General features: G+C 71.4%; 27 protein-coding genes. 18 read left to right on the forward strand and 9 right to left on the reverse strand.

Annotated elements, in window-relative coordinates; all coding sequences use genetic code 11:
- The first annotated feature begins 44 nt into the window (after window positions 1–44).
- From GPY60_RS11505 to GPY60_RS11515, 3 genes are read left to right on the forward strand one after another with little or no spacing between them, the layout of a single operon-like run.
- Window positions 45–1,187, forward strand: coding sequence for an 8-amino-7-oxononanoate synthase (locus GPY60_RS11505; protein WP_156687799.1), 1,143 nt, complete (start codon window positions 45–47; stop codon window positions 1,185–1,187).
- On the forward strand, window positions 1,184–1,864 hold the full coding sequence (gene bioD, locus GPY60_RS11510) for a dethiobiotin synthase (protein ID WP_156687800.1): 681 nt from the start codon (window positions 1,184–1,186) through the stop codon (window positions 1,862–1,864). The genes GPY60_RS11505 and bioD overlap by 4 nt, the downstream gene beginning before the upstream one ends.
- Complete coding sequence (locus GPY60_RS11515; protein WP_156687801.1) at window positions 1,864–2,370, forward strand: 2'-5' RNA ligase family protein; 507 nt, start codon at window positions 1,864–1,866, stop codon at window positions 2,368–2,370. Before bioD ends, GPY60_RS11515 begins: the two co-directional genes overlap by 1 nt.
- Here GPY60_RS11515 and GPY60_RS11520 read toward each other — a convergent pair.
- From GPY60_RS11520 to GPY60_RS11535, 4 genes are all read right to left on the reverse strand, one after another.
- Window positions 2,367–3,713, reverse strand: coding sequence for a hypothetical protein (locus GPY60_RS11520; RefSeq protein ID WP_156687802.1), 1,347 nt, complete (start codon window positions 3,711–3,713; stop codon window positions 2,367–2,369). The genes GPY60_RS11515 and GPY60_RS11520 overlap by 4 nt on opposite strands.
- Window positions 3,710–4,078: a hypothetical protein gene (locus GPY60_RS11525; RefSeq protein WP_156687803.1), complete on the reverse strand. Its 369-nt coding sequence runs from the start codon at window positions 4,076–4,078 to the stop codon at window positions 3,710–3,712. Before GPY60_RS11525 ends, GPY60_RS11520 begins: the two co-directional genes overlap by 4 nt.
- Before the next feature lie 3 nt (window positions 4,079–4,081).
- Complete coding sequence (locus GPY60_RS11530; RefSeq protein ID WP_156687828.1) at window positions 4,082–5,911, reverse strand: hypothetical protein; 1,830 nt, start codon at window positions 5,909–5,911, stop codon at window positions 4,082–4,084.
- Window positions 5,912–6,011: 100 nt separating this feature from the next.
- Window positions 6,012–6,254, reverse strand: coding sequence for a hypothetical protein (locus tag GPY60_RS11535; RefSeq protein WP_370462694.1), 243 nt, complete (start codon window positions 6,252–6,254; stop codon window positions 6,012–6,014).
- 135 nt (window positions 6,255–6,389) lie between these two features.
- On the opposite strand from GPY60_RS11535, the gene bioB reads away from it, so the two are divergent.
- From bioB to GPY60_RS11550, 3 genes are read left to right on the forward strand one after another with little or no spacing between them, the layout of a single operon-like run.
- A complete protein-coding gene (bioB, locus tag GPY60_RS11540; protein ID WP_156687804.1) occupies window positions 6,390–7,424 on the forward strand; it encodes a biotin synthase BioB in 1,035 nt (344 codons plus the stop codon).
- Between the two features lie 24 nt (window positions 7,425–7,448).
- Window positions 7,449–7,676 carry a biotin synthase auxiliary protein BsaP gene (gene bsaP / locus GPY60_RS11545; protein WP_156687805.1) on the forward strand — a complete coding sequence of 76 codons (228 nt, stop codon included), beginning with the start codon at window positions 7,449–7,451 and terminating at the stop codon, window positions 7,674–7,676.
- Entirely contained in the window at window positions 7,673–8,305 is a 633-nt protein-coding gene (locus GPY60_RS11550; protein WP_156687806.1) for a DUF2567 domain-containing protein, read from the forward strand. Before bsaP ends, GPY60_RS11550 begins: the two co-directional genes overlap by 4 nt.
- Window positions 8,306–8,311: 6 nt before the next feature.
- Here GPY60_RS11550 and GPY60_RS11555 read toward each other — a convergent pair whose 3' ends face one another.
- Together GPY60_RS11555 and GPY60_RS11560 are read right to left on the reverse strand one after the other, a co-directional pair.
- Window positions 8,312–9,649, reverse strand: a complete 1,338-nt coding sequence (locus tag GPY60_RS11555; RefSeq protein ID WP_156687807.1) for a lipase family protein — start codon at window positions 9,647–9,649, stop codon at window positions 8,312–8,314.
- Between the two features lie 128 nt (window positions 9,650–9,777).
- On the reverse strand, window positions 9,778–10,491 hold the full coding sequence (locus GPY60_RS11560) for an NUDIX hydrolase (RefSeq protein ID WP_156687808.1): 714 nt from the start codon (window positions 10,489–10,491) through the stop codon (window positions 9,778–9,780).
- Between the two features lie 65 nt (window positions 10,492–10,556).
- Here GPY60_RS11560 and nadA point away from each other — a divergent pair, with 65 nt between their 5' ends.
- From nadA to nadC, 3 genes are read left to right on the forward strand one after another with little or no spacing between them, the layout of a single operon-like run.
- A complete protein-coding gene (gene nadA / locus GPY60_RS11565; RefSeq protein WP_370462695.1) occupies window positions 10,557–11,597 on the forward strand; it encodes a quinolinate synthase NadA in 1,041 nt (346 codons plus the stop codon).
- The gene (locus GPY60_RS11570; RefSeq protein ID WP_156687810.1) at window positions 11,594–13,174 is read left to right on the forward strand and encodes an L-aspartate oxidase; all 1,581 of its coding nucleotides are present in this window, start codon (window positions 11,594–11,596) and stop codon (window positions 13,172–13,174) included. Before nadA ends, GPY60_RS11570 begins: the two co-directional genes overlap by 4 nt.
- A gap of 1 nt (window position 13,175) precedes the next feature.
- A complete protein-coding gene (gene nadC, locus GPY60_RS11575) occupies window positions 13,176–14,030 on the forward strand; it encodes a carboxylating nicotinate-nucleotide diphosphorylase (RefSeq protein ID WP_156687811.1) in 855 nt (284 codons plus the stop codon).
- A 14-nt stretch (window positions 14,031–14,044) separates the two neighbouring features.
- Here the strand turns inward: nadC and GPY60_RS11580 are convergent, their stop codons facing one another.
- Together GPY60_RS11580 and GPY60_RS11585 are read right to left on the reverse strand one after the other, a co-directional pair.
- Window positions 14,045–14,476, reverse strand: a complete 432-nt coding sequence (locus tag GPY60_RS11580) for a hypothetical protein (RefSeq protein ID WP_156687812.1) — start codon at window positions 14,474–14,476, stop codon at window positions 14,045–14,047.
- A 145-nt stretch (window positions 14,477–14,621) separates the two neighbouring features.
- The gene (locus GPY60_RS11585; protein ID WP_156687813.1) at window positions 14,622–15,185 is read right to left on the reverse strand and encodes a TetR/AcrR family transcriptional regulator; all 564 of its coding nucleotides are present in this window, start codon (window positions 15,183–15,185) and stop codon (window positions 14,622–14,624) included.
- Between the two features lie 41 nt (window positions 15,186–15,226).
- On the opposite strand from GPY60_RS11585, the gene GPY60_RS11590 reads away from it, so the two are divergent.
- Window positions 15,227–16,255: a zinc-dependent alcohol dehydrogenase gene (locus GPY60_RS11590; RefSeq protein ID WP_156687814.1), complete on the forward strand. Its 1,029-nt coding sequence runs from the start codon at window positions 15,227–15,229 to the stop codon at window positions 16,253–16,255.
- Window positions 16,256–16,364: 109 nt separating this feature from the next.
- On the opposite strand, the gene GPY60_RS11595 is transcribed toward GPY60_RS11590, so the two are convergent.
- Window positions 16,365–16,787, reverse strand: a complete 423-nt coding sequence (locus tag GPY60_RS11595; RefSeq protein WP_156687815.1) for a nitroreductase family deazaflavin-dependent oxidoreductase — start codon at window positions 16,785–16,787, stop codon at window positions 16,365–16,367.
- Window positions 16,788–16,834: 47 nt separating this feature from the next.
- Between GPY60_RS11595 and hisD the strand changes: the two genes are divergently transcribed.
- From hisD to hisI, 8 genes are read left to right on the forward strand one after another with little or no spacing between them, the layout of a single operon-like run.
- Window positions 16,835–18,181: a histidinol dehydrogenase gene (gene hisD / locus GPY60_RS11600; protein WP_156687816.1), complete on the forward strand. Its 1,347-nt coding sequence runs from the start codon at window positions 16,835–16,837 to the stop codon at window positions 18,179–18,181.
- On the forward strand, window positions 18,178–19,311 hold the full coding sequence (locus GPY60_RS11605; RefSeq protein ID WP_156687817.1) for a histidinol-phosphate transaminase: 1,134 nt from the start codon (window positions 18,178–18,180) through the stop codon (window positions 19,309–19,311). Before hisD ends, GPY60_RS11605 begins: the two co-directional genes overlap by 4 nt.
- The gene (gene hisB / locus GPY60_RS11610) at window positions 19,308–19,928 is read left to right on the forward strand and encodes an imidazoleglycerol-phosphate dehydratase HisB (RefSeq protein ID WP_156687818.1); all 621 of its coding nucleotides are present in this window, start codon (window positions 19,308–19,310) and stop codon (window positions 19,926–19,928) included. Before GPY60_RS11605 ends, hisB begins: the two co-directional genes overlap by 4 nt.
- Window positions 19,925–20,545: an imidazole glycerol phosphate synthase subunit HisH gene (gene hisH, locus GPY60_RS11615; RefSeq protein ID WP_156687819.1), complete on the forward strand. Its 621-nt coding sequence runs from the start codon at window positions 19,925–19,927 to the stop codon at window positions 20,543–20,545. Before hisB ends, hisH begins: the two co-directional genes overlap by 4 nt.
- Before the next feature lie 3 nt (window positions 20,546–20,548).
- Window positions 20,549–21,283 (forward strand): bifunctional 1-(5-phosphoribosyl)-5-((5-phosphoribosylamino)methylideneamino)imidazole-4-carboxamide isomerase/phosphoribosylanthranilate isomerase PriA, encoded by a 735-nt coding sequence (priA, locus tag GPY60_RS11620; protein WP_156687820.1) that lies wholly within the window; start codon window positions 20,549–20,551, stop codon window positions 21,281–21,283.
- Window positions 21,284–21,288: 5 nt separating this feature from the next.
- A complete protein-coding gene (locus GPY60_RS11625) occupies window positions 21,289–22,089 on the forward strand; it encodes an inositol monophosphatase family protein (RefSeq protein WP_156687821.1) in 801 nt (266 codons plus the stop codon).
- A gap of 1 nt (window position 22,090) precedes the next feature.
- Window positions 22,091–22,873 (forward strand): imidazole glycerol phosphate synthase subunit HisF, encoded by a 783-nt coding sequence (hisF, locus tag GPY60_RS11630; RefSeq protein ID WP_156687822.1) that lies wholly within the window; start codon window positions 22,091–22,093, stop codon window positions 22,871–22,873.
- Window positions 22,870–23,217: a phosphoribosyl-AMP cyclohydrolase gene (gene hisI, locus GPY60_RS11635; RefSeq protein WP_156687823.1), complete on the forward strand. Its 348-nt coding sequence runs from the start codon at window positions 22,870–22,872 to the stop codon at window positions 23,215–23,217. The genes hisF and hisI overlap by 4 nt, the downstream gene beginning before the upstream one ends.
- Window positions 23,218–23,374 lie beyond the last annotated feature (157 nt).

Raw genomic sequence — 23,374 nt, forward strand, 5'->3', positions numbered from 1 at the left:
GGCGGTGGGCGGACCCGGTGGCGCGCCTCGTAGGCTGTGCCTCGATGAAGGCACCGCTCGAATCGTCACCGCTGGCCTGGCTGGAGGCGGTGGAGACGCAGCGCCGCGAGGCGGGGCTGCGCCGTTCGCTGCGGCCGCGTCCGCCGATCGGCACCGAGCTGGACCTGGCGTCCAACGACTACCTCGGCCTGTCGCAGCACCCCGACGTCATCGACGGGGGAGTCGTGGCGCTGCGCATGTGGGGCGCCGGCGCCACCGGCTCACGCCTGGTCACCGGTGACACCGAGCTGCACGAGCAATTCGAGGCCGAGCTCGCCGAGTTCGTGGGCGCACCCGCCGGTCTGCTGTTCTCGTCGGGATACACGGCCAACATGGGGGCTGTCGTCGGCCTCTCCGGCGCGGGATCGCTGGTGGTCTCGGACGCGTTGTCGCACGCCTCGCTGGTGGACGCGTGCCGGCTGTCGCGGGCCCGCGTGGTGGTGGCGCCGCACCGCGACGTCGCGGCCGTGGAAGCCGCCCTGGCCTCCCGCGACGAGGACCGCGCCCTTGTCATCACCGAATCGGTGTTCAGCGCCGACGGCGCGCTGGCGCCGCTGCGCGAGCTGCACGACGTCTGCCGCCGGCACCGCGCGGTGCTCCTCGTCGACGAGGCACACGGGCTCGGCGTGCGCGGCGGCGGCCGTGGGCTGCTGCACGAGTTGGGCCTAGCGGGCGCGCCCGACATCGTGATGACGACGACGCTGTCCAAGGCGCTGGGCAGCCAGGGTGGGGCGGTCCTCGGGCCCGAGGCCGTGCGCGCCCACCTGATCGACGCGGCCCGGCCGTTCATCTTCGACACCGGCCTGGCGCCCGCGGCCGTGGGCGCCGCGCGCGCCGCCCTGACCGTGCTGCGTGCGGAGCCGTGGCGGCCAAGCGCCGTGCTGCGCCGTGCCCGCGAGCTGGCCGACGTCTGCGGGCTGTCGGTGTCGCCGCAGTCGGCGGTGGTGTCGGTGATCCTGGGCGACCCCGAGGTGGCGCTGGCCTCGGCGACCGCATGCCTCGACGCCGGCGTGAAGGTGGGCTGCTTCCGCCCCCCAACCGTGCCCGCGGGAACCTCCCGGCTGCGGCTGACCGCACGCGCGTCGCTGGAGGACGCCGACATGCAGCTCGCGCGCCGGGTACTGACGAACATTCTGGCCCGCCGTTGACCGTCCTGGTCGTCACGGGCACCGGCACCGGGGTGGGCAAGACGATCGTCACGGCGGCACTGGCGAGTCACGCCCGGCGGGCCGCCATTGACGTCGCCGTCTGCAAGCCCGTCCAGACCGGCACCGACGACGGCGACGACGACCTCGCCGAGGTGGCCCGCCTGTCCGGCGTGACCGAGCTGGCCGGGCTGGCGCGTTACCCGGAGCCGCTCGCACCCGCCGCGGCGGCCGAGCGCGCCGGGTTGGCGCTGCCCACCGAGGACGAGGTGCTGCGGCTCGTCCGGGGCCTCGACCGGCCGGGCCGGCTGACGCTGGTCGAGGGCGCGGGCGGGCTGCTGGTCGAACTCGCCGATGCCGGCGTGACGTTGCGCGACCTCGCCGTCGGGCTGCACGCCCCGGCCCTGGTGGCGGTCACCGCCGGGCTGGGCACCCTCAACCACACCGCGCTCACGCTGGAAGCCCTTGCAACACAGCGTATTCCGTGTGCCGGGCTGGTGATCGGGAGCTGGCCGGAACACCCCGGGGTCGTCGAAGCGTCGAACCGTTCGGCGCTCGCGCGGCTGGCCCCGGTGCGCGCGGCGCTGCCCGCCGGGGCCGGAAAGCTCGACGCCGACGCCTTCGCGAGGATGAGCGCCGGGGCGTTCGACGCCGACTGGGTCGCGGGCCTGGTGGCCTGATGGTCCATTCGATCGAGCTGCTGTTCGACGAGGCCACCGAGGCGACGCTCCGCGACATGTGGGAAGCGCTGGCGGCCGCCGACATCCCCAGCCAGGCGCCGGCCGGCCGGCCGCACGTGACCCTGGCCGTGGCCGACCGCATCGCCGAGGACGTCGACGCGCTGCTGCGGCCGCTGACCGCGCGACTGCCCCTGCCGTGTGCCGTCGGCGCCCCGCTGCTGCTCGGGCGAAACAGCGCCATCCTGACCCGGCTGATCGTCCCGACCGCCGCGCTGCTCGATCTGCACGCGCATGTGCACCGCATCAGCCTCGACCACCTGCTGCCCGCTCCGGCGCCCAACAGCCTGCCCGGGCACTGGACGCCGCACGTCACCCTGGCCCGCCGCGTCGCGGGGCCGGCGCTGAGCCGGGCGCTGCACATCACTGGCCGCCCGCCGGAGATCCCGGGCAGCTTCGCCGCGCTGCGCCGCTGGGACGGCGACAAGAAGGTCGACTACCTGATCTAGCCGCCGAACAGCAGATACAGGCCGGTGAAGGTGTAGCCGACCATGACGAGCATCATCGTCAACTGGCCGGTGAGCTGGTGCCCGGCTGGCAGCAGGCGCAGGGCTTTGTCGTGGGCGGCGATCACCGCCAGGATGTGCCCGACGACCACGCACGTCACCTTGATCCCGGCGAGCACCGGCGGGTGCGTGGACAGGACGTAGGCCACCTGCTGATGCGCCAAGCCGAGCGGGTTCCAGCCCCGGCCGAACGGGTCGGCCAGGCTGATGACGGCCTGCTGCCCGCGCTCGACGAGGTAGGACAGGTAGTGGGCGAAGATGTAGCCGACCACGATGGGGATCAGCGAGTGCGCCATCTGGCCGGGCAACGCGCGTCGTTGCTCGCGGTCGACGCCGCCCGTCGCGCGCGCCGCGAGCGAAAACGTCACCGCCACAACGGCAATGAACACCACGAGCCCGGCGGTCCGCAACAGCGACGACGACAGGGCCGGCGCCACACCCCAGCCACGGGACACCACGTCGGTGAAGCCGCGCCACGTCGGCGACGCCGAGAAACTGTCGAACGCCGTCGATCCCAGCAGCACCGCCAGCGTCAGCACCACACCCGGGCGCACCGGCAGCGACGGCAGGTGGTCGAGCGGATTTCCGACGACGATCAGCCCGGTCTCCGGGTTGCGGCGAAACGGCGAAAGCCGGGAGACCGCCATGCTGTACACGCCGAACGGGTCGGCGCGGGCCAGCCAGCGCCGCCCGCACAAACCGGCCCCGCCCAGCATCAGCACCGCGTAGATCAGCAGCCACGCCTCGACCATCGGCAGCGACGCGGGGTTCGGGCTGGCCAGTTCCATCCAGACGAAGGTGAACAGCCCGACCGCCGCCGGGCGGTACCCCCAACCCTCGGGGTAAGGCAGTCGCGGTCGGAACCGGAACAGCAAAAGGTACACGGTCCGCACCGGCGAGAGCACCCGCCAGACCGGCCCGAAAACCAGCGACAGCGCCACCAACCCCACCCACAGCAGCACGTAGAACGCGCCCAGCAGGGCGTTCGTCGGCGACCGCGGACCGAACACCCCGGCCAGCACCACCCACATCGCGAACACCAAGGCCACGACCGCCACGGTCCAGCGCGTCGCTGGCGCGTCGACCACCCGGGTCACGACCGCCGGCAGGGCATGGCCGGGCTTGCGCGGGTCGAAGCGCGGCCGCCGCCACGCGAACGCCACCAGGGCGAAGGTGAACGTCAGCGCCCACGCCGCGCCGACCATCGCGTACGCGTAGGGCACCGGCAGGTCGCCCGACCCGCCGAGCCCGTGCGCGAGCACCGCCGTCGCGCCGCCCGGCGTCACGGCTGGACTTGGATCGTCGCGATCGTGCGGTCGAGGTGGTGGAGTTCCACCTCGACGTTGCCGGGGACGTCGACGCTGAACTGGAACGTCTGATTGGGGGCGGCGGCGACCTCGAACTTGTGGTCGGGCACCGAGTGCACGTGCACCTCGTCGGGGGCGTCGCTGCTGACCTTGAGGGTGATGGGCTGGTGCACCCTGGCCTGCAGGCTGGCGTTGGCCGGGGTCACCTGCCCCTTGGCGATGGTGACGTCGACGTCCAAAGCCGGCGGCGGCGCCTTCGACTGGCCGCCCGAGCCGCCGCACGCGACCAGCCCGCACGTCATCGCCGCCACCCCGGCCGCGGCGAGGGCGTTACGAACCGCCATCGCTCACGCCGCCCGCGGAAGGGGTTGCTTCTCCTCGAACGGCTCCGGCTCGAGCACGGCCCGGTTGAGCCGCCCGGCGCCCCAGGTCAGGCCGGCGATGACCATCAGCGTGAAGATCAGCACCACGATCGAGCCGGCGGTGAACAGCCACGTCGGTGCGCTCAGGTCGCGTTCGCGCTGCAGGATGGTGATCTCCTGGACGAACGGCCGCGTGCTGGACGCCACGGCGGGCACCTCGGCCGCGGGGATGGCGTCGTCGGCCGGCTCGAAGATCGGGACCGCGGTCATCGTGTAGCCGTCCTGGACCCGCAGCAGGGTCTTCCACGAACCCCACACGGGCACCGGCTCGGTGGACCGGTAGTGGCCGGGGCCGACCTTCTGCAGCCGGTCGATCACCAGGCCGCGCTGATTCTCCATCCGCCCCTGCCACGACAGGATCGTCACCCACTCCGGGTGGTCGCTCACGAACGGCGGCGTGAGCTGAACATCGGCCGACACCATGCGCTGCCCGGCCGGGCTCGGCAGCTCCGTCAGCGTGACGGTGGCGGTGTCCTGCTTGGGCACCACGATGTGCAGCCCGTTGGCGACCGCGCCGCCGATCGCCAGGACCGTGAGCACCACAAGCGAGATCCCGATCGGGTGGCTGGGCAGCCGCTGCCCGGTGAGCACCATGCCCATCATCGCCCCGCAGACGCCGGCCAGGACCGCGGCGGGCACGGCCATCGCGAGGGCCTCGCCCCACATGGCCGCGGGCCACGGGTAGTGGTACACGGCGCCGATCCACAGCGACTCCAGCCACAGCCCGACAGTGCCCACGCCCAGGCCGGCGACCGCGCCAAATGCCATGGGGCGCTTGAACAACGGGGTGAACGCCAGCACCTCGACCACGATCGCGGGGCCCAGGTACAGGGGGAACCAGTTGGTGGGGGCGCCCAGGATCGGGCCGACCATCACCGACACGGCACCGCGCAGCGCGATCGCGAAGAGGGCGGCGATGACGGCGGCGCCCCGGCCCATGGTGATGCGGGCGACCACCAACCCGATCGAAGCGACGACGGCGATCATCATCGGCTGCAGCACCAGCCGGAACTGCTCGACGCCGAAGTCGTACTCGATCTGGTAGACCGACAGGCCGATCAGCAGGCCGCCCAGCGACAGGTACCGCAGGAACCGGACGAACGGCCGCTCGGCGGGCGGCTCGGGGAGTGCCCGGCCGCCCTCGTATTCCAGCATCAACACGGAGAACAGCGAGAGGCCCGCGCCGCCGATCATCATCAGATGCGTTGGGCCCCAGAGGGTTACGTCCTGGCCGAAGATGCGGTGCCAGATGTCGTCCAGCGGGAACCCGATCAGGGCGTACAGGCCGCACCCGGCCATCAGGACGCCGCCCACGGGGGCGTGCCAGTCCTCGGTGATCCGCACCGACGCCGGGCCGGGTTTGTCGTAGGGCAGCACGACGGCCAGCGCGCCGGCGAGGAAGACGCCGAACAGGCCGATGATGATGAAGTAGTGCGCGGGGTTGGCGAGCGGGCCGGGGTCGCGGCCGTTGCCGATGTGCCAGCTGACGTCCCAGATGAACCCGAACAGGGCGCAGATGATGAAGGTGGTGAACACCAGGACGGGCAGGGCCACCCACGAGGGGCGGTTGAACTTCTCGCCCATCTTGTCGGCGATGCGGGCCAGCCAGGTGATGCGACGGGTGCGGTGCGCATACCCCACCCACAGCATGAGGACGGTGATCACCGCGGCGGCGATCGACAGCCCGATCACCTGGTTGAGCCCGGCGCCGCGCGCCGATGGCTCCGCAAGAATCTCGAAATCCGACGCTGTCATGTCGAATGTCATGTCAAATCCTCCCAACCGCGCCCGACCGTCCGGGGAGATGTGATCCAAACCTGCAGGATCGGGAATGCCCCAATCCGGCGCGCGTCAATCATCCTTTGTTACCGTCGGTACCGGTTCGCTCATCCCGCTCGACGGATTTGCTGTCCGACGCGTCCTCGGGCCGGCTCACCGCCCGCAGCGGCCTGGGTTTGCGACATCCGCGGCGGTCCCGCAACGCGACGTAGAGGACGACCGCGACGACGATGATCGCCGGGAGGAACGCCGGGACCGCCAGCAGGATCCAGTGGTGGGCGACGATTTCGACGTGCGCCTGGGACAGCGAATGGATCATCCTGCTGACATACCCCGCCGGACCCCCGGTTCCGCGGCCGTTACCCTACTTTGAACACCGATTTGTTCAGGCTGCCACAACCGCGTGGCAAGTAGGGCCGTGCGCACGGCCCGACGACCGATGCAGAGGAGCCCCGTGACTCAAGCGGCCACTCGACCGACGACCGGCACCGATGACACGGACATCCTCGCCGAGGCCCGCGAGCAGGTGCTCGAGCGCGGCGAGGGGCTGAGCAAGGATCAGGTGCTGCGGGTCCTGCACCTGCCCGACGATCGGCTCGACGAGCTTTTGGCGCTGGCCCACGACGTCCGGATGCGCTGGTGCGGTCCGGAGGTCGAGGTCGAGGGCATCATCAGCCTCAAGACCGGGGGCTGCCCGGAGGACTGCCACTTCTGCTCCCAGTCGGGGTTGTTCTCGTCGCCCGTGCGCAGCGCCCGGCTGGACATCCCCAGCCTGGTCGAGGCGGCCAAGCAGACCGCCAAGTCGGGTGCCACGGAGTTCTGCATCGTGGCCGCCGTCCGCGGGCCCGACGAGCGGTTGATGGCGCAGGTCGCCGCGGGTATCGAGGCGATCCGCGACGAGGTCGAGATCAACATCGCCTGCTCGCTGGGCATGCTGACCGCCGAGCAGGTGGAGCGGCTGTCGGCGATGGGCGTACACCGCTACAACCACAACCTCGAGACGGCCCGCTCGCACTTCACCAACGTCGTGACCACCCACACCTGGGAGGAGCGCTGGCAGACGCTGTCCATGGTCCGCGACGCCGGCATGGAGGTGTGCTGCGGCGGCATCCTCGGCATGGGCGAGACCGTCGAGCAGCGCGCCGAGTTCGCCGCCGAGTTGGCCGAGCTCGGGCCGGACGAGGTGCCGCTGAACTTCCTCAACCCCCGCCCCGGCACGCCGTTCGGCGACCTCGACGTGATGCCCGCGAGCGAGGCACTGAAGTGCGTCGCCGCTTTCCGCCTGGCGTTGCCGCGCACCATTCTGCGCTTTGCCGGCGGCCGCGAGATCACCCTCGGCGACCTCGGCGCCAAGCAGGGCATGCTCGGCGGCATCAACGCCGTCATCGTCGGCAACTACCTCACCACGCTTGGCCGCCCGGCCGAAGCGGACCTCGGGCTCCTCGAGGATCTGCAGATGCCGATCAAGGCGCTCAATGCCACCCTTTGAGCCGGCCTGTTAGACACTGGGGCTGTGGGTCAGGATCTGGGCGCCGCCGTCAGCGCGGGCGTCTACAACGTCTACACCGGCGAACTGGGGGGCACGGCCGTGCCGACGGCGGCCCAATTGGGCCTCGAGCCGCCCCGGTTCTGCGCGCAGTGTGGTCGCCGCATGGTGGTGCAGGTCCGCCCGGACGGCTGGCGGGCGCAATGCTCGCGCCACGGTGAGGTCGACTCGGTCGACGTGGAGGCGCAGCGGTGACCGAGCAGCAGACGCCCGGCCCGCGCGCCGCGGCCCGGAGCCCGCGGACGCGCGCGATCGCCGTCACCGCGGCGGGCCTGGCGGTGACCGGTGTGCTCATCGGCGGGCTCTGGGCGTGGATCGCCCCGCCGATCCACGTGGTCGTGGCGATCACCCGCGCGGGCGATCGGGTCCACGAGTATCTCGGGCCGGAGATCAACCACTTCTTCGACGCGCCGTGCCTGATGCTCGGGCTCCTGACCGTGCTGGCGGTGGTCGGGACGGTGCTGGTGTGGCAGTGGCGGGCGCACCGCGGGCCTGGGATGGTCGTGGGCCTGTCGGTCGGGATGCTGGCCGCGGCCGCCGCGGCATCGGCCGTCGGGGCGCTGCTGGTCCGGGTGCGCGACGGGTCCCTCAACTTCGACGCGGTGCCCCTGATCGGGAGCCCGTCCGTGGCGTACGTCGTGCAGGCGCCGCCGGTGTTCTTCGCGGACAAGCCGCTGCAGGTGGCGGCCACGCTCGTCTGGCCCGTCGCTATCGCGGCGCTGGTGTACGCCGTGCTGGCAGCGGCGAACGCCCGCGACGACCTCGGGGCGCTTCCGGTGGCCGACCAGCCCTCGCCGGCCCAGCCGATGGAGCCCGTGGCCTAAAGGCGATCAGAGCGGTCGGCGGTGGATCCTCCGGCCGGTGATGACCTTGGCGGCGATCTTGACCAGCCGCGCCATGCCGACGTAGGTCATCGGGTGGAACATCGTCGGCCATGTCGTCCGGATGAGGTGCTCGGTCAGCGGCCGCCGGTCGAACCGGTCGGTCAGCCACCGCAGGGTCATCGGCGCCGACAGCGGGTGCAGCAGCATGTGTTCGTTGAACGCGTCGCGGTGGTAGGTGACCCGGGCGCCGCCGGCCGAATAGACGTCGGCGAGCGCGTCGATGTCGTCGACGGAGATCAGGTAGTCGTGCACGGCCTGCACGATCAGTACCGGCGGCGTCGGCACGGCCGCGCCCAGCCTGATGTTGTCGAAGACGAAGCTGACCTCGGGTGTGGACAGGATGTCCTCGAGCGGCTCGTCGAGGTAGTCACCCATGTCCTTGCCGGCCATCTTCACGACGGCTTCCACGGTCGTCATCGTCTCGAGGGACTCGAGCAGGGCGCGTCCCTCCTCGTTGGCGTGTTCCTTGATCACCCGGTCCAGGTCGGGGTAGGCGTGGGCGAGGGCGGCCACCACCAGCGCGGGAAGTCCCGCCAGGAAGCTGCCGTTGAGGCGGCGGAACGTGTGTCCGAGGTCGCCGACGGGGGAGCCGAGGACGGCCCCAACGATGTCCAGTTCAGGTGCGTACGCGCCGCACATCTCGGCAGCCCAGGCGCTGGCGAGCCCGCCGCCCGAGTAACCCCACAGCCCGATCGCGGCCGACGGGGACAGCCCCAGGCGGTCGAAGCTCAGCGCGGCGCGGATGCCGTCAAGGGTGCGGTAGCCGGGTTCGTACGGGGCGCCCCACATGCCGCGCAGGCCCTCGTGGTCGGGCACCGACACGGCCCACCCCTCGGCCACCGCGGCGCTGATCAGCAGCAGCTCCAACTGACCCAGCGACCCGAGGGCCTTCGCCCGGCGGCGCAGCGCATACGACGGGAAGCAGCGCGACGACATCGCGTCGATGGCGCACTGGTACGACAGCAGCGGGCACGGGCGTTCGGGAGCGAGTTCGGCCGGCACGATGACGGTGGTCACCGTGGCCTCGGGCTCGCCGTTCATGTCCATCGTCCGGTAGAGCAGCTGGACGGCCTTGACGGGCTGGGGGATCAGACCGAGGAATGCCAGCTCGACGTCCCGGGAGCGCAGGACGGTCCCCGGCTCGGCGTGCTGGAAACCGAGCGGGGGCTGGTAGAACGGGTCGTCGGACGGCAGCAGCGGGCGCACCTTGCGCTGTAGTTCCTCGTGGGGTGGCTGACCGATCCACTGCGCACCGCGCGTTCCTGCCAGATTGCCGAGCTCCATTGAGGCTCCCTTCATGGCCAACGGGCATTGTCGCGTATGAACGTGCGGTAACCAAAATGCAATCGCCGCTTTGTGGGCCAGTTCTCGACGGAGTCGCGCAGGTCAGCCGCGTCACGCGGATCTCACAGTCAATTCATAGCGACGCGGGGCCGGAATGCGGCGAATTCGTCGGTGACCCGCAACTGCGCGTCGGTGAAGTGGTAGAGCGCCGCGGGGCGCCCGCCGCTGCGCCCGGACTGGGCGACGGTGCCGGTCGGGGAGATGACGCCGCGACGCGCCAGCACCCGCTGCAGGTTGGTCGCGTCGACCTGATAGCCGAGGGCGGCGCCGTAGATGTCGCGCAGCGTGGACAACGCGAATTCCCTTGGCGCCAAGGCAAATCCGATATTGGTGTAGGACAGCTTGGCCACCAGCCGGGCGCGGGCGTGGGCCACCATCGGCCCGTGGTCGAACGCCATCGGCGGCAGGGAGTTCACGGGATGCCAGCGGGTGTCGGGCGGGAGCTCGGGGATGGCGGGGGAGGGCACCAGGCCCAGGAAGGTCGACGCGATCACCCGGACGCCGGGGACGCGGCGGGGTTCGGAGAAGACCGCGAGCTGCTCGAGATGCGCCAGCTCCTTGAGGTCCACCTTCTCGGCCAGCTGACGCCGGACCGACGTGATCATGTCCTCGTCGTTGCGCAGCCGTCCGCCCGGCAGCGACCACGCACCCTTCTGCGGTTCGCGGGCACGCTGCCATAACAGGACGTTCAGCTGGGGTTTTCCCGCACGAGGACCCGTCGTCACATCGCGAACCTGGAACACGACGGCGAGCACCTCGTGCGCGGTGCTACCATGGGCCATGTTTTCGATCATAAGTCGAAAACCTCCCGGTTGCGAAAGGAGCCGCCGTGACGGTCCTGGCCCGCATGGACACGCTCGCTGAAAACGTGACAGCAATGACTGCCCGAATCACCGATTCTCAAACCGGCTACAACGGCGTGGACGCCGACGAGCAGTGGGCCGCCGAGATCCGCCGGCTGGCGAAGCTGCGCGGCGCCACCCTGCTCGCGCACAACTACCAGCTGCCGGCCATCCAGGACGTCGCCGACCACGTGGGCGACTCGCTGGCCCTCTCGCGGATCGCCGCGGAGGCCCCCGAGGACACCATCGTCTTCTGCGGCGTGCACTTCATGGCCGAGACCGCGAAGATCCTCAGCCCGGACAAGACGGTACTGATCCCCGACCAGCGGGCCGGGTGTTCGCTGGCCGATTCGATCACGCCGGACGAACTGCGCGCCTGGAAGGACGAGCACCCCGGCGCCGTCGTCGTCTCCTACGTCAACACCACCGCGGCGGTGAAGGCGCTGACCGACATCTGCTGCACCTCGTCCAACGCCGTCGACGTGGTCAACTCCATCGACCCCGACCGCGAGGTGCTGTTCTGCCCCGACCAGTTCCTGGGCGCCCACGTCCGCCGGGTCACCGGCCGCAGCAACGTCCACGTGTGGGCCGGGGAGTGCCACGTGCACGCCGGCATCAACGGCGACGAGCTCACCGACCGCGCCCGCGCCAACCCCGACGCCGAGCTGTACGTCCACCCCGAATGTGGTTGCGCCACTTCGGCGCTGTACCTCGCCGGCGAGGGCGCCTTCCCCGCGGACCGGGTGAAGATCCTGTCCACCGGCGGCATGCTGGATGCGGCCCACGAGACGCGCGCCCGCAAGGTGCTGGTCGCCACCGAGGTCGGCATGCTGTACCAATTGCGCAGGGCCGCACCGCAAGTCGACTTCCAACCGGTAAACGACCGCGCGTCGTGCAAGTTCATGAAGATGATCACCCCCGCGGCCCTGCTGCGGTGCCTGGTCGAGGGCGCCGACGAGGTGCACGTCGACCCGGACATCGCGGCGGCGGGCCGGCGCAGCGTGCAGCGGATGATCGAGATCGGGCAACCGGGCGGCGGCGAATGACGACCCACTGCGAGTGGACCGACACCGCCGACGTCGTCGTCGTCGGCACCGGGGTCGCCGGGCTGGCCGCGGCGCTGGCCGCCCATCGGGCCGGCAAACGCGTCGTCGTCCTCTCCAAGGCCGACCGCCGGCACGGCGTGACCGCCACCCACTACGCCCAGGGCGGCATCGCGGTGGTGCTGCCGGGCAATGATGACTCCATCGACGCCCACGTCGCCGACACCGTGGTCGCGGGGGCGGGGTTGTGCGACCCGGCCGCCGTCTACTCCATCGTGGCCGACGGCTACCGCGCGGTGTCCGAGTTGGTCGGCGCCGGAGCGCATTTCGACGAATCACGGCCAGGCCAGTGGGCGCTCACCCGAGAAGGCGGCCACTCGCGCCGCCGAATCGTGCACGCCGGCGGCGACGCCACCGGGGCCGAGGTCCAGCGGGCGCTCGACCACGCCGCGGCCACCCTCGACGTCCGCACCGGTCACGTGGCCCTCCGGGTGCTGCACGACGGCCCGGCGGGCGTCACGGGCGTGCTCGTCGACAGCCCGGACGGCCACGGAATCATCAGCGCGCCCGCGGTGATCCTGGCCTCCGGGGGCCTGGGCCACCTCTACGGCGCGACCACGAACCCCGAAGGCTCCACCGCTGACGGGATCGCGCTGGCGCTGTGGGCCGGCGTCGCGGTCAGCGACCTGGAATTCATCCAGTTCCACCCGACCATGCTGTACGGGGGGCGGAGCGGGGGGCGGCGCCCGCTGGTCACCGAGGCCATCCGCGGCGAGGGAGCGATTTTGATTGACAGGCAGGGCAACTCGGTGACGGCTGGCGTCCACCCGATGGGCGACCTGGCGCCGCGCGACGTCGTCGCCGGCGCCATCGACGCGCGGCTGCGGGCCACCGGCGATTCCTGCGTCTACCTCGACGCCCGCGGCATCCCCAGCTTCGCGAAGCGCTTCCCGACCGTCACCGCCGCGTGCCGCGCCGCCGGCATCGACCCCGTCCGCCAACCCATCCCGGTCGTCCCGGGCGCGCACTACAGCTGCGGGGGCATCGTCACCGACGTGTACGGGCAGACCGAGTTGCCGGGCCTCTATGCCGCGGGCGAGGTCGCCCGCACGGGCATGCACGGCGCGAATCGGCTGGCCTCCAACAGCCTTCTCGAGGGCCTCGTGGTGGGGGGCCGGGCGGGGAAGGCCGCGGCCGACCACGCGGCCGAGGCCGGACCCACTCGCGCCGCGCCGCCCGAGTCGCTCATCCACACCGCGCCCGACCGCGCCGACCTGCAGCGGGCCATGAGCCGCGACGCGTCGGTGGTGCGCGACGCGACCGGCCTGAACCGCCTGTCCGACAAGCTTTCCCGGGCGCCGAAGCGCGTCATCGCGGGCCGGCGGGACTTCGAGGACGTCGCTCTGGCGCTGGCCGCCAGGGCCGTGACCGCGGCGGCGCTCGCCCGCACCGAAAGCCGGGGCTGCCACCACCGTGCGGAGTTCGGCGCGGCCGTGCCGGACCAGGCACGCAGCAGCGTCCTGCGGCTGGCCGGCGACGGCAGCTCCGTCCTCGACGAGGCGCTGGCGGCGGTGGGTTGACATGCTCTCCGACTCCGACCGCGCCGCCGCGCTGGACACCATCCGACGGGCACTGGACGAGGACCTGCGCTACGGGCCCGACGTCACCACGGCGGCGACCGTTCCCGCGGCCGCGGTCGCGACGGCCTCGATGGTCCCCCGCGAGCCCGGCGTGGTCGCCGGCGTGGACATCGCGCTGCTGGTGCTCGACGAGGTGCTCGGCGGCGGCACCTACCGGGTGCTCGACCGCGTCGACGACGGCGCGCGGGCACAGCCCGGTCAGCCGCTGCTGACGGTCGAGGCCGAGACGCGCGGGCTCCTCACCGCCGAGCGCACAATGCTCAACCTGATTTGCCACCTGTCGGGCATCGCGACCACGACGGCGGCCTGGGTCGACGCCGTCCGGGGCACGAAGGCGAAGGTCCGCGACACGCGCAAGACGCTGCCCGGGCTGCGCGCGCTGCAGAAGTACGCGGTGCGGGTCGGCGGCGGCGTCAACCACCGGCTCGGCCTGGGCGACGCGGCACTGATCAAGGACAACCACGTCGCGGCGGCCGGTTCCGTGGTCGGCGCGCTGCGCGCGGTGCGCGACGCCGCGCCCGAGATGCCGTGCGAGGTGGAGGTCGACTCGCTCGAGCAGCTCGATGCGGTGCTGCCGGAGAAGCCGGAACTGGTTCTGCTGGACAACTTTCCGGTGTGGCAGACCCAGATCGCGGTGCAGCGCCGCGATGCCCACGCGCCCGCCGTGTTGCTCGAATCGTCCGGGGGGATCAGCCTCGACACCGCGGCGACCTACGCCGCGACGGGCGTCGATTACCTGGCCGTCGGCGCGCTGACGCACTCGGTGCGCGCGCTCGACATCGGCCTGGACATGTAGGTGCTACCGGAGGGTCATCCTCGGGCCATCGCGTCGGCTGCAGAGCGAGCCGAAAGCGCGTCGAGCACAGCGTATTCGGCTTCGTAGACCGCGGCCTCGGCGAAGTCGATGGTGTCCAGCGCATAGCCGATGGCCATGTTGGCGTAGGCGTCCATTTCCTTGGCCTCGTGCTCAGCCCTCTTCTCCGCCATGTCCTTGCGGATCTTGGCGACGTGGGACTTCCACTTCTCGGCGATCTCCCGCCAGTGCTTCGACGCCTCGTCGTGGGCGGCTGTTGCCCGGTCTTCCAGGTGATCGGCCGCGTGGTTCGCCCTGTCGCGCGCGGCGGCCGCATCGGCCTGGATCTGTTCGCGGGCTTGCTGCGCCGCGGCGCGCACCTTGTCGTTCGCCTCCCTGGCGGCCGTGGAGATCTTTTCGAACCGGGCGGTCAGGTCGTTGTCAGCCATCGGGAGATCCCTTCTGCTCAGAGGGGTTGGTTGTGCACCTGTCATCGTCTCGCCGCACCGGGCCACGCCGTAGGGTCCTAAGTCCTTGTTCCCCAACAAAGTTGACAACCGACGTCACGCCCTTCACACCAACACCGCCGCGCCGTCAACCCAGCAGCGCGCGCGCTGCGGGCTTGGCGGCGTCGAGAGCCTCGGTGTCCCCGGCAATCCGGGAAAGAATCAGCGCCCCCTCGATCAGTGAGATGACCGCGACGGCGACGCGGCGAGCGTCCTCGTCCGACCACCCGTCGGAGCACAGCCGCTCCTCGATCGCCACGCACCATTGCCGAAACGCGCGGGCCGACGCTTCGCGCACCACCGTGCTCGCGTTCACCGACTCGGTCGCGATCGGCTCGACCGGGCAGCCGTCGCGACGGTCGCCGGCCAATCCCGCGATCAGCAGGTCGATCCACCCATCGACGATGTCGGCCACCGGTCGGCCGGTGGCGAGGAACTGACGCAGCAATCGCTCGATGGCGCCGCCCGCGGTGTCGACGACCGCCGCGGCCAGTTGCTGCTTGCCGTCGGGGAAGTGGTGGTAGAGCGAACCGGGCCGGACGCCGGCCTCCCCGAGGATCTGGTTGAGCCCGGTAGCCGCATAGCCCTGGCGGCGGAACAGGGTGGCGGCGGCGTCGATCAGCGCGGCGCGGCTGCGGTCGGGACGGGGCACGAGTATTGACAATACTTGAGTAATCACTCAAGAATGCTGAGATGAGGCAGCTGACCTATGAAGAGTCGGGGCGCTACGCCTGGCGCGACGTCGCGGAACCCCGGATCGCCGCGCCGGAGCAGGCGCTGATCCGGCCGCTGATGGTGGCGTGCTGCGACCTGGACGTCGCGGTCTGCCACGGGCGGCTCCCGTTGCCGCCGGGCTACGCGGTGGGGCACGAGGGGGTGGGCGAGGTCGTCGCGGTCGGCGACGCCGTGCGGGACGTCGCGGTGGGCGACCGCGTGGTGGTGCCCTTCCAGATCAGCTGCGGCACCTGCCGCGAATGCCGCCGCGGCGTGACCGGATCGTGCGCCTCGGTGCCGCTGATGGCGTGCTACGGCATGGCCCCCATCGCCGGCCTGGACGGCGGCGCCTTCATGTCCGACCTGGTGCTGGTGCCCTACGCGGACGCGATGCTGATACCCCTGCCCGACTCCGTCGACCCCGTTTCGATCGCCTCGCTGTCGGACAACATTCCCGACGGGTGGCGGACCGTCGGGCCGTTCCGCGACGCGCTGGGCGGGCTCGAGCCCGTCGACCGCCGCGTGCTGGTGGCCGGGCGGTTGTCGATCGGGTTGTATGCAGCCGCGTTCGCCGCGACGCTGGGCGCCCACGTCGATTACGTGGACACCGACCCGCAACGGCTGGCCGCCGCCGAGAAGCTCGGCGCGACCGCTCACGACCTCGCCAAGCCCGACAAGTCCTGGGATCCGTACCCGGTCACCGTGCACACGACCGCCGAGCCGGACATCCTCGCGGCCACGCTGCGGGCGACCTGGCCGGACGGGGTGTGCACCGACACCGGGATCTACCCGGAATACACGGTCGCGATGCCCTTGCTGCCGATGTACACGCGGGGCGTGCGATTCGTGACCGGTCGCGTCAGCGCCCGCACCGTCATCCCGCGGGTGCTCGAGTTGCTCGCCGGCGGCCTGGACCTGTCACCGGCCGTCGACCGCGTCGTCGCGTGGGACGACGCCCCGTCGGCGTGGCCGACGATGGTCGGCAAGACCGTCTTCACCAGGGCTTAGTTGAGTGTGAAACCTGGGCATCGAGGGTGTATTCCGGGCGGCGAAACTCGCCGGAACCCCGCCACTGGCGCACACCGAACGCCGGCTTTACACCCTCAAACGGACGCCCTCAGGCGATGTCGCCGACGAACACGCCGACCCGGCGCAGCTGCATGCGCGCCATCCGAGGCAGGCGCTCGGCGTCGGGGCCGTCGGAGCCGGCCGGCAGGATGCGGGTGTTGGTGAGGTGCACCATGCGATTGCGGCCGTACTGCAGGTCGGCCTCGCCCGCGGCCAGCACGTTCTTGACCCAGTCGGTCTTCCCATGCCCCAGCGCGATCGCCACCATGTTGCCCTTGCGGTACGGGGTGATGATCGTCTCGTAGGTCTTGCCGGACTTGCGGCCGCGATGCTTGATGGTCGCGGTCCCGGGCATGAACCGCGCGAACGGCTTGATCGCCCTGTTGAGGTACTTGACCTGAAGGTTCTCGAACCAGACTGGAAAGAGCATCGGGACGCCCGGGGCGTTGTTGGGATGTTCTTTTCTCGACATGACCGGCACTGTACCGGCCGGATATCCATTTGAGTTGCTCTGGGACAATGGACGGCGTGACCACCTCCCAACCGTCGCCGATGGCCCGCATCGACCTGCGGGGCGCCGAGCTGACGGCGGCGCGCCTGCGGGCCACGCTTCCGCGGGGCGGCGCCGACGTGGAGAGCGTTCTGCCCATCGTCCGCCCGATCGTGGAGGCCGTCGCCGAACGCGGGGCCGAAGCGGCGCTGGAGTTCGGTGCGTCGTTCGACGGTGTGCGGCCGCCGGCCGTCCGGGTGCCGGAAGCGGCGCTGCGGGCGGCGCTCGACGGCCTGGACACCCAGGTGGCCGAGGCCCTGCAGGTGATGATCGAGCGCACCCGGGCCGTGCACGCCGACCAGCGCCGCGCCGACGTCACCACCACCCTGGGACCCGGCGCGACGGTCACCGAGCGGTGGGTTCCCGTCGAGCGGGTCGGCCTCTACGTCCCCGGCGGCAACGCGGTGTACCCGTCGAGCGTCGTGATGAACGTCGTCCCGGCCCAGGCGGCCGGCGTCGACTCGCTGGTGGTGGCCAGCCCCCCGCAGGCCCGGTTCGAGGGCCTGCCGCACCCGACCATCCTCGCGGCGGCCCACCTGCTGGGCGTCGACGAGGTGTGGGCCCTGGGCGGCGCCCAGGCCGTGGCCCTGCTGGCCTACGGCGGAACCGACACCGACGGCACGGATCTGGCGCCCGTCGACATGATCACCGGCCCGGGCAACATCTACGTCACCGCCGCCAAACGCCTGTGCCGCTCGCAGGTCGGGATCGACGCGGAAGCCGGGCCCACCGAGATCGCCATCCTCGCCGACCACACCGCCGACCCCGCGCACGTCGCCGCCGACCTCATCAGCCAGGCCGAGCACGACGAGATGGCCGGCAGCGTGCTGGTCACGCCCAGTGAAGATCTGGCCGCCGCCACCGACGCCGAGGTGGCCGCCCAGCTGCAAACCACCGTGCACCGCGAACGGGTGACGGCCGCGCTCGGCGGCCGGCAGTCGGCCATCATCCTGGTCGACGACCTCGACGCCGGCGTCCGCGTCGTCAACGCCTACGCCGCCGAGCACCTGGAGATCCAGACCGTCGACGCGCCTCGGGTGGCCGCGCGGATACGTTCCGCCGGCGCCATTTTCGTCGGCCCGTACGCGCCCGTGAGCCTGGGCGACTACTGCGCCGGGTCCAACCACGTGCTGCCCACCGGCGGGTCCGCCAAGCACTCCAGCGGCCTGTCGGTGCAGACGTTCCTGCGCGGCATCCACGTCGTCGACTACACCGAGGCGGCCCTGAAGGACGTGTCCGGGCACGTGACCACCCTGGCCAAAGCCGAAGACCTGCCGGCGCACGGCGAGGCGATCCGGCGGAGGTTCGAACGATGAGCGCCGAACGCCCGACCCTGGACGACCTGCCGCTGCGCGACGACCTGCGCGGCAAAACCCCTTACGGCGCGCCGCAATTGGCGGTCCCGGTGCGGCTCAACACCAACGAGAACCCGCACCCGCCCAGCCAGGCGCTGGTCGACGACGTCGTGCGCTCGGTCGCCGAGGCCGCCACCGACCTGCACCGCTACCCCGACCGCGACGCGGTGGCCCTGCGCCGCGACCTGGCCGCCTACCTCACCGCGCAGACCGGCGTCCCGCTCGACGTCGAAAACGTCTGGGCCGCCAACGGTTCCAACGAGATCCTGCAGCAGCTGCTGCAGGCCTTCGGGGGGCCGGGGCGCACGGCCATCGGGTTCGTCCCGTCGTACTCGATGCACCCGATCATCTCCGACGCCACCCGCACCGAATGGCTCGAGGCCGCGCGCGCCGACGACTTCGGCCTCGACGTGGAGACCGCGCTGGCCGCCGTCGCCGACCGGCGGCCCGACGTGGTGTTCCTCGCCAGCCCCAACAACCCGTCCGGGCAGAGCGTCCCGCTTGAAGACCTGCGGCGCCTGCTCGACGCGGTGCCGGGCATCGTCATCGTGGACGAGGCCTACGGCGAGTTTTCCTCGCAGCCCAGCGCCGTCGCGCTGATCGAGCAGTACCCCGCCAAGCTCATCGTCACCCGCACCATGAGCAAGGCGTTCGCCTTCGCCGGCGGGCGGCTGGGCTACCTGGTCGCCACCCCGGCCGTCATCGACGCAATGCTGCTGGTGCGGCTGCCCTATCACCTGTCGTCGGTCACCCAGGCCGCGGCCCGGGCCGCGCTGCGGCACGCCGACGACACCCTGAGCAGCGTCGCGGCGCTCGTCGCCGAACGTGAACGCGTCACGAAGTCGTTGCGAGGCATGGGGTTCCGCGTGATCCCGAGCGACGCCAACTTCGTGTTGTTCGGCGAGTTCGCCGACGCGCCCGCCACCTGGGGGCGCTATCTCGAGGCGGGCATCCTGATCCGCGACGTGGGAATCCCCGGCTATCTGCGCGCCACCACGGGACTAACCGACGAGAACGACGCGTTCCTGAGGGTCAGCGCCCAGCTCGCCACCGACCTGACACCAGTCACCAGCCCCGTAGGAGCGCCATGACCACGCTTGCGACCCGCCGCGCGCGGATCGAGCGCCGCACCAAGGAATCCGACATCGTCGTCGAGCTTGACCTCGACGGCACCGGGCAGGTGCACGTCGACACCGGTGTGCCGTTCTACGACCACATGCTGACGGCGCTGGGCAGCCACGCCAGCTTCGACCTGAGCATCCGCACCGAGGGCGACGTCGACATCGAGGCGCACCACACGATCGAGGACACCGCGATCGCCCTGGGCCAGGCGCTCGGGGAGGCGCTCGGCGACAAGAAGGGCATCCGCCGTTTCGGGGACGCGTTCATCCCGATGGACGAGACGCTCGCGCACGCGGTGGTCGACGTGTCGGGCCGGGCGTATTGCGTGCACACCGGGGAGCCGGACCATCTGCAGCACACCACCATTGCCGGCAGTTCGGTGCCCTACCACACCGTGGTGAACCGGCACGTGTTCGAGACCCTGGCCGCCAACGCGCGCATCGCGCTGCATGTCCGGGTCCTCTACGGGCGCGACCCGCACCACATCACCGAGGCGCAGTACAAGGCGGTGGCCCGGGCGCTGCGTCAGGCCGTCGAGCCCGACCCGCGAGTGTCCGGCGTGCCCTCCACCAAAGGTGTTCTGTGACAAGCAAATCGGTGGTTGTCCTCGACTACGGCTCGGGTAACCTGCGATCGGCGCAGCGCGCGCTGCAACGCGTCGGCGCGTCGGTCGAGGTGACCGCCGACCCCGCCGCCGCCGCCGCCGCCGACGGGCTCGTCGTTCCCGGCGTCGGCGCGTTCGAGGCGTGCATGACGGGCCTGCGCAAGATCTCCGGCGACCGGATCATCGCCGAGCGGGTCGCCGGAGGGCGGCCCGTTCTCGGCGTGTGCGTGGGCATGCAGATCATGTTCGCGCGCGGGGTCGAATTCGGCGTCGAGACAACGGGCTGCGGCCAGTGGGCGGGGGCGGTGACGCGGCTGGACGCGCCGGTGATCCCGCACATGGGGTGGAACGTCGTGCATTCCGACCCCGGCAGTGTTCTGTTCCGGGGCCTGGACGCCGACACCCGTTTCTACTTCGTGCACTCGTATGCGGCGCAACGCTGGGAGGGAGCACCGGAGGCGGTGCTGACCTGGGCGACGCATCACGTGGACTTCCTGGCCGCCGTCGAGGACGGGCCGTTGTCGGCCACCCAATTTCATCCGGAGAAGAGCGGGGACGCAGGTGCGGCGGTGCTGAGCAATTGGGTCGGGGGGCTATAGGGGATGCGACTGATTCTGTTGCCCGCGGTCGACGTGGTCGACGGCCGCGCCGTGCGCCTGGTGCAGGGCAAGGCCGGCAGTGAGACCGAATATGGCTCGGCGCTGGACGCCGCGCTGGGCTGGCAGCGCGACGGGGCCGAATGGATCCACCTGGTGGACCTCGACGCCGCGTTCGGGCGCGGCTCCAACCGCGAACTGCTTGCCGAGGTGGTCGGGAAGCTCGACGTGCAGGTGGAACTCTCGGGCGGCATCCGCGACGACGACTCCCTCGCCGCGGCGCTGGCCACGGGGTGCGCCCGGGTCAACCTGGGCACCGCGGCCCTGGAGAACCCCGACTGGTGCGCCCGGGCGATCGGCCAGCACGGCGACAAGGTGGCGGTCGGCCTGGACGTCCAAATCGTCGACCAGCAGCACCGGTTGCGGGGACGCGGCTGGGAGACGGACGGGGGAGACCTGTGGGAAGTGCTGGAACGCCTTGACGGTCAAGGGTGTTCGCGATATGTCGTCACCGATGTGACGAAGGACGGCACGCTGGGCGGCCCCAACCTCGAGCTGCTGGCATCGGTCGCCGATCGCACCGACGCCCCGGTGATCGCCTCCGGCGGCGTGTCCAGCATCGACGACCTGCGTGCCATCGCCACGCTGACCGGCCGCGGCGTCGAGGGCGCGATCGTCGGGAAGGCGCTCTACGCCGGGCGGTTCACCTTGCCGCAGGCACTGGCCGCGGTGGGAGGGTAGCCGTCATGGACCTAGACGCCCTGGTGGCCAAGGCATCCGCCATCCTCGACGACGCCACCGAGCCCTTCCTGTCCGGCCACCGCGCCGATTCGGCCGTGCAGAAGAAGGGCAACGACTTCGCGACCGACGTCGACCTGGCGATCGAGCGCCAGGTCGTCTCGGCGCTGGAAGAGACCACCGGAATCGGTGTGCACGGCGAGGAATACGGCGGTGAGGACGTCGACGCCGAGTGGGTGTGGGTCCTCGACCCGGTCGACGGCACCTTCAACTACGCGGCCGGGTCGCCCATGGCCGGCATCCTGCTCGGCCTGCTGCACCGCGGCGATCCGGTGGCCGGCCTGACCTGGGTGCCGTTCACCGGCCAGCGCTACACCGCCATCGTCGGTGAGTCGCTGGTGAGAAACGGTGTGCCGCAGGCGCCGCTGGAGCGCGTCGAGCTGGCCGACGCCCTGATCGGCGCCGGGTCGTTCAGCGCGGACGCGCGCGGCAAGTTCCCCGGGCGCTACCGGGTGGCGCTGCTGGAGAACCTCAGCCGGGTGTCGTCCCGGTTGCGGATGCACGGCTCCACGGGCCTGGACCTGGCCTACGTCGCGGACGGGATCCTGGCCGCCTCCATCAGTTTCGGCGGTCACGTGTGGGACCACGCCGCCGGCGTCGCGCTGGTGCGGGCCGCGGGCGGCGAAGTCACCAACCTGGCCGGCGAACGGTGGACACCGGCGGCGCAGTCCGCGGTCGCCGCGGCCCCCGGCGCCCTCGACGAGATCCTCGAAATCCTGCGTGCCACAGGCGATCCCGGGGAGTACTGAGATGACCGGCAAAGGCCTTGCGGTGCGGGTGATTCCGTGCCTGGACGTCGACGCGGGCCGCGTGGTCAAGGGCGTCAACTTCGAGAACCTGCGCGACGCGGGCGATCCCGTCGAACTGGCCGCCGCCTACGACGCCGAGGGCGCCGACGAGCTCACCTTCCTCGACGTCACCGCATCGTCGTCGGAGCGGGCCACCATGCTCGACGTGGTGCGCCGCACGGCCGAGCAGGTGTTCATCCCGCTGACGGTGGGCGGCGGTGTGCGCACGGTGGCCGACGTCGACGTGCTGCTGCGCGCCGGGGCCGACAAGGTCTCGGTCAACACCGCGGCGATCGCCCGCCCCGACCTGCTCGCCGAAATGGCCCGCCAGTTCGGGTCGCAATGCATCGTGCTGTCGGTCGACGCCCGCACGGTGCCCGCGGGGTCGACGCCGACCCCGTCGGGCTGGGAGGTGACCACCCACGGCGGGCGCCGCGGCACCGGGATCGACGCCGTCGAGTGGGCGGCCCGCGGTGCGGAGCTCGGGGTGGGGGAGATCCTGCTCAACTCGATGGACGCCGACGGCACGAAGGCGGGATTCGACCTGGCGATGTTGCGGGCGGTGCGCGCGGCGGTCACCGTGCCGGTGATCGCCAGCGGAGGCGCGGGGGCGGCGGAGCATTTCGCGCCGGCGGTCGCCGCCGGCGCGGATGCGGTGTTGGCGGCCAGCGTGTTTCACTTCCGGGAGCTGACGATCGGCCAGGTGAAGTCCGCCATGGCCGCCGAGGGGATCACCGTCCGATGACGCTCGACCCGCAGATCGCGTCGCGGCTCAAGCGCAACGCCGACGGGCTGTTCGCCGCCGTGGTGCAGGAGCGCGGCACGGGCGACGTGCTGATGGTCGCCTGGATGGACGACGACGCGCTGGCCCGCACGCTGGAAACCCGTGAGGCGACATACTTTTCGCGGTCGCGCGGCCGGCAGTGGATCAAGGGCGAGACGTCCGGTCACACCCAGTACGTGCACTCGGTGCGGCTGGACTGCGACGGCGACACGGTGCTGCTGACGGTCGATCAGGTGGGGGGCGCCTGCCACACCGGCGACCACAGCTGCTTCGACGCCGACCTGCTGCTGGGCGCCCCGGACTAGTTCGATGGTCGCGCCCCGCATCGCCCGGCAAATGCCGCGCTCGCGATCGCGACTGATATGGGGGACATCTTGTCAAGTGGGCAGGGTGAAGCGGCGGCCGCAACCGTCGTCGCGGCCGCCGCTTCGTTGGCCAGATAAGTCGCTGGTGGGTGTCGAG

This window comes from Mycobacterium sp. Marseille-P9652 (genome assembly GCF_902652685.1).
Classification (GTDB): domain Bacteria; phylum Actinomycetota; class Actinomycetes; order Mycobacteriales; family Mycobacteriaceae; genus Mycobacterium.

Bases quoted from the DNA above. Each gene is read 5' to 3' on its own strand.
- GPY60_RS11530 (WP_156687828.1), bottom strand. From the start codon at position 5,911: ATGACAGCGTCGGATTTCGAGATTCTTGCGGAGCCATCGGCGCGCGGC.
- GPY60_RS11625 (WP_156687821.1), top strand. From the start codon at position 21,289: ATGGACCTAGACGCCCTGGTGGCCAAGGCATCCGCCATCCTCGACGAC.
- nadC (WP_156687811.1), top strand. From the start codon at position 13,176: ATGCTCTCCGACTCCGACCGCGCCGCCGCGCTGGACACCATCCGACGG.
- GPY60_RS11570 (WP_156687810.1), top strand. From the start codon at position 11,594: ATGACGACCCACTGCGAGTGGACCGACACCGCCGACGTCGTCGTCGTC.
- hisB (WP_156687818.1), top strand. From the start codon at position 19,308: ATGACCACGCTTGCGACCCGCCGCGCGCGGATCGAGCGCCGCACCAAG.
- GPY60_RS11535 (WP_370462694.1), bottom strand. From the start codon at position 6,254: ATGATCCATTCGCTGTCCCAGGCGCACGTCGAAATCGTCGCCCACCAC.
- GPY60_RS11580 (WP_156687812.1), bottom strand. From the start codon at position 14,476: ATGGCTGACAACGACCTGACCGCCCGGTTCGAAAAGATCTCCACGGCC.
- hisF (WP_156687822.1), top strand. From the start codon at position 22,091: ATGACCGGCAAAGGCCTTGCGGTGCGGGTGATTCCGTGCCTGGACGTC.
- priA (WP_156687820.1), top strand. From the start codon at position 20,549: ATGCGACTGATTCTGTTGCCCGCGGTCGACGTGGTCGACGGCCGCGCC.
- GPY60_RS11605 (WP_156687817.1), top strand. From the start codon at position 18,178: ATGAGCGCCGAACGCCCGACCCTGGACGACCTGCCGCTGCGCGACGAC.
- hisI (WP_156687823.1), top strand. From the start codon at position 22,870: ATGACGCTCGACCCGCAGATCGCGTCGCGGCTCAAGCGCAACGCCGAC.
- GPY60_RS11560 (WP_156687808.1), bottom strand. From the start codon at position 10,491: ATGGCCCATGGTAGCACCGCGCACGAGGTGCTCGCCGTCGTGTTCCAG.
- nadA (WP_370462695.1), top strand. From the start codon at position 10,557: ATGGACACGCTCGCTGAAAACGTGACAGCAATGACTGCCCGAATCACC.
- GPY60_RS11525 (WP_156687803.1), bottom strand. From the start codon at position 4,078: ATGGCGGTTCGTAACGCCCTCGCCGCGGCCGGGGTGGCGGCGATGACG.
- GPY60_RS11555 (WP_156687807.1), bottom strand. From the start codon at position 9,649: ATGGAGCTCGGCAATCTGGCAGGAACGCGCGGTGCGCAGTGGATCGGT.
- GPY60_RS11505 (WP_156687799.1), top strand. From the start codon at position 45: ATGAAGGCACCGCTCGAATCGTCACCGCTGGCCTGGCTGGAGGCGGTG.
- GPY60_RS11590 (WP_156687814.1), top strand. From the start codon at position 15,227: ATGAGGCAGCTGACCTATGAAGAGTCGGGGCGCTACGCCTGGCGCGAC.
- hisD (WP_156687816.1), top strand. From the start codon at position 16,835: ATGGACGGCGTGACCACCTCCCAACCGTCGCCGATGGCCCGCATCGAC.
- GPY60_RS11515 (WP_156687801.1), top strand. From the start codon at position 1,864: ATGGTCCATTCGATCGAGCTGCTGTTCGACGAGGCCACCGAGGCGACG.
- GPY60_RS11595 (WP_156687815.1), bottom strand. From the start codon at position 16,787: ATGTCGAGAAAAGAACATCCCAACAACGCCCCGGGCGTCCCGATGCTC.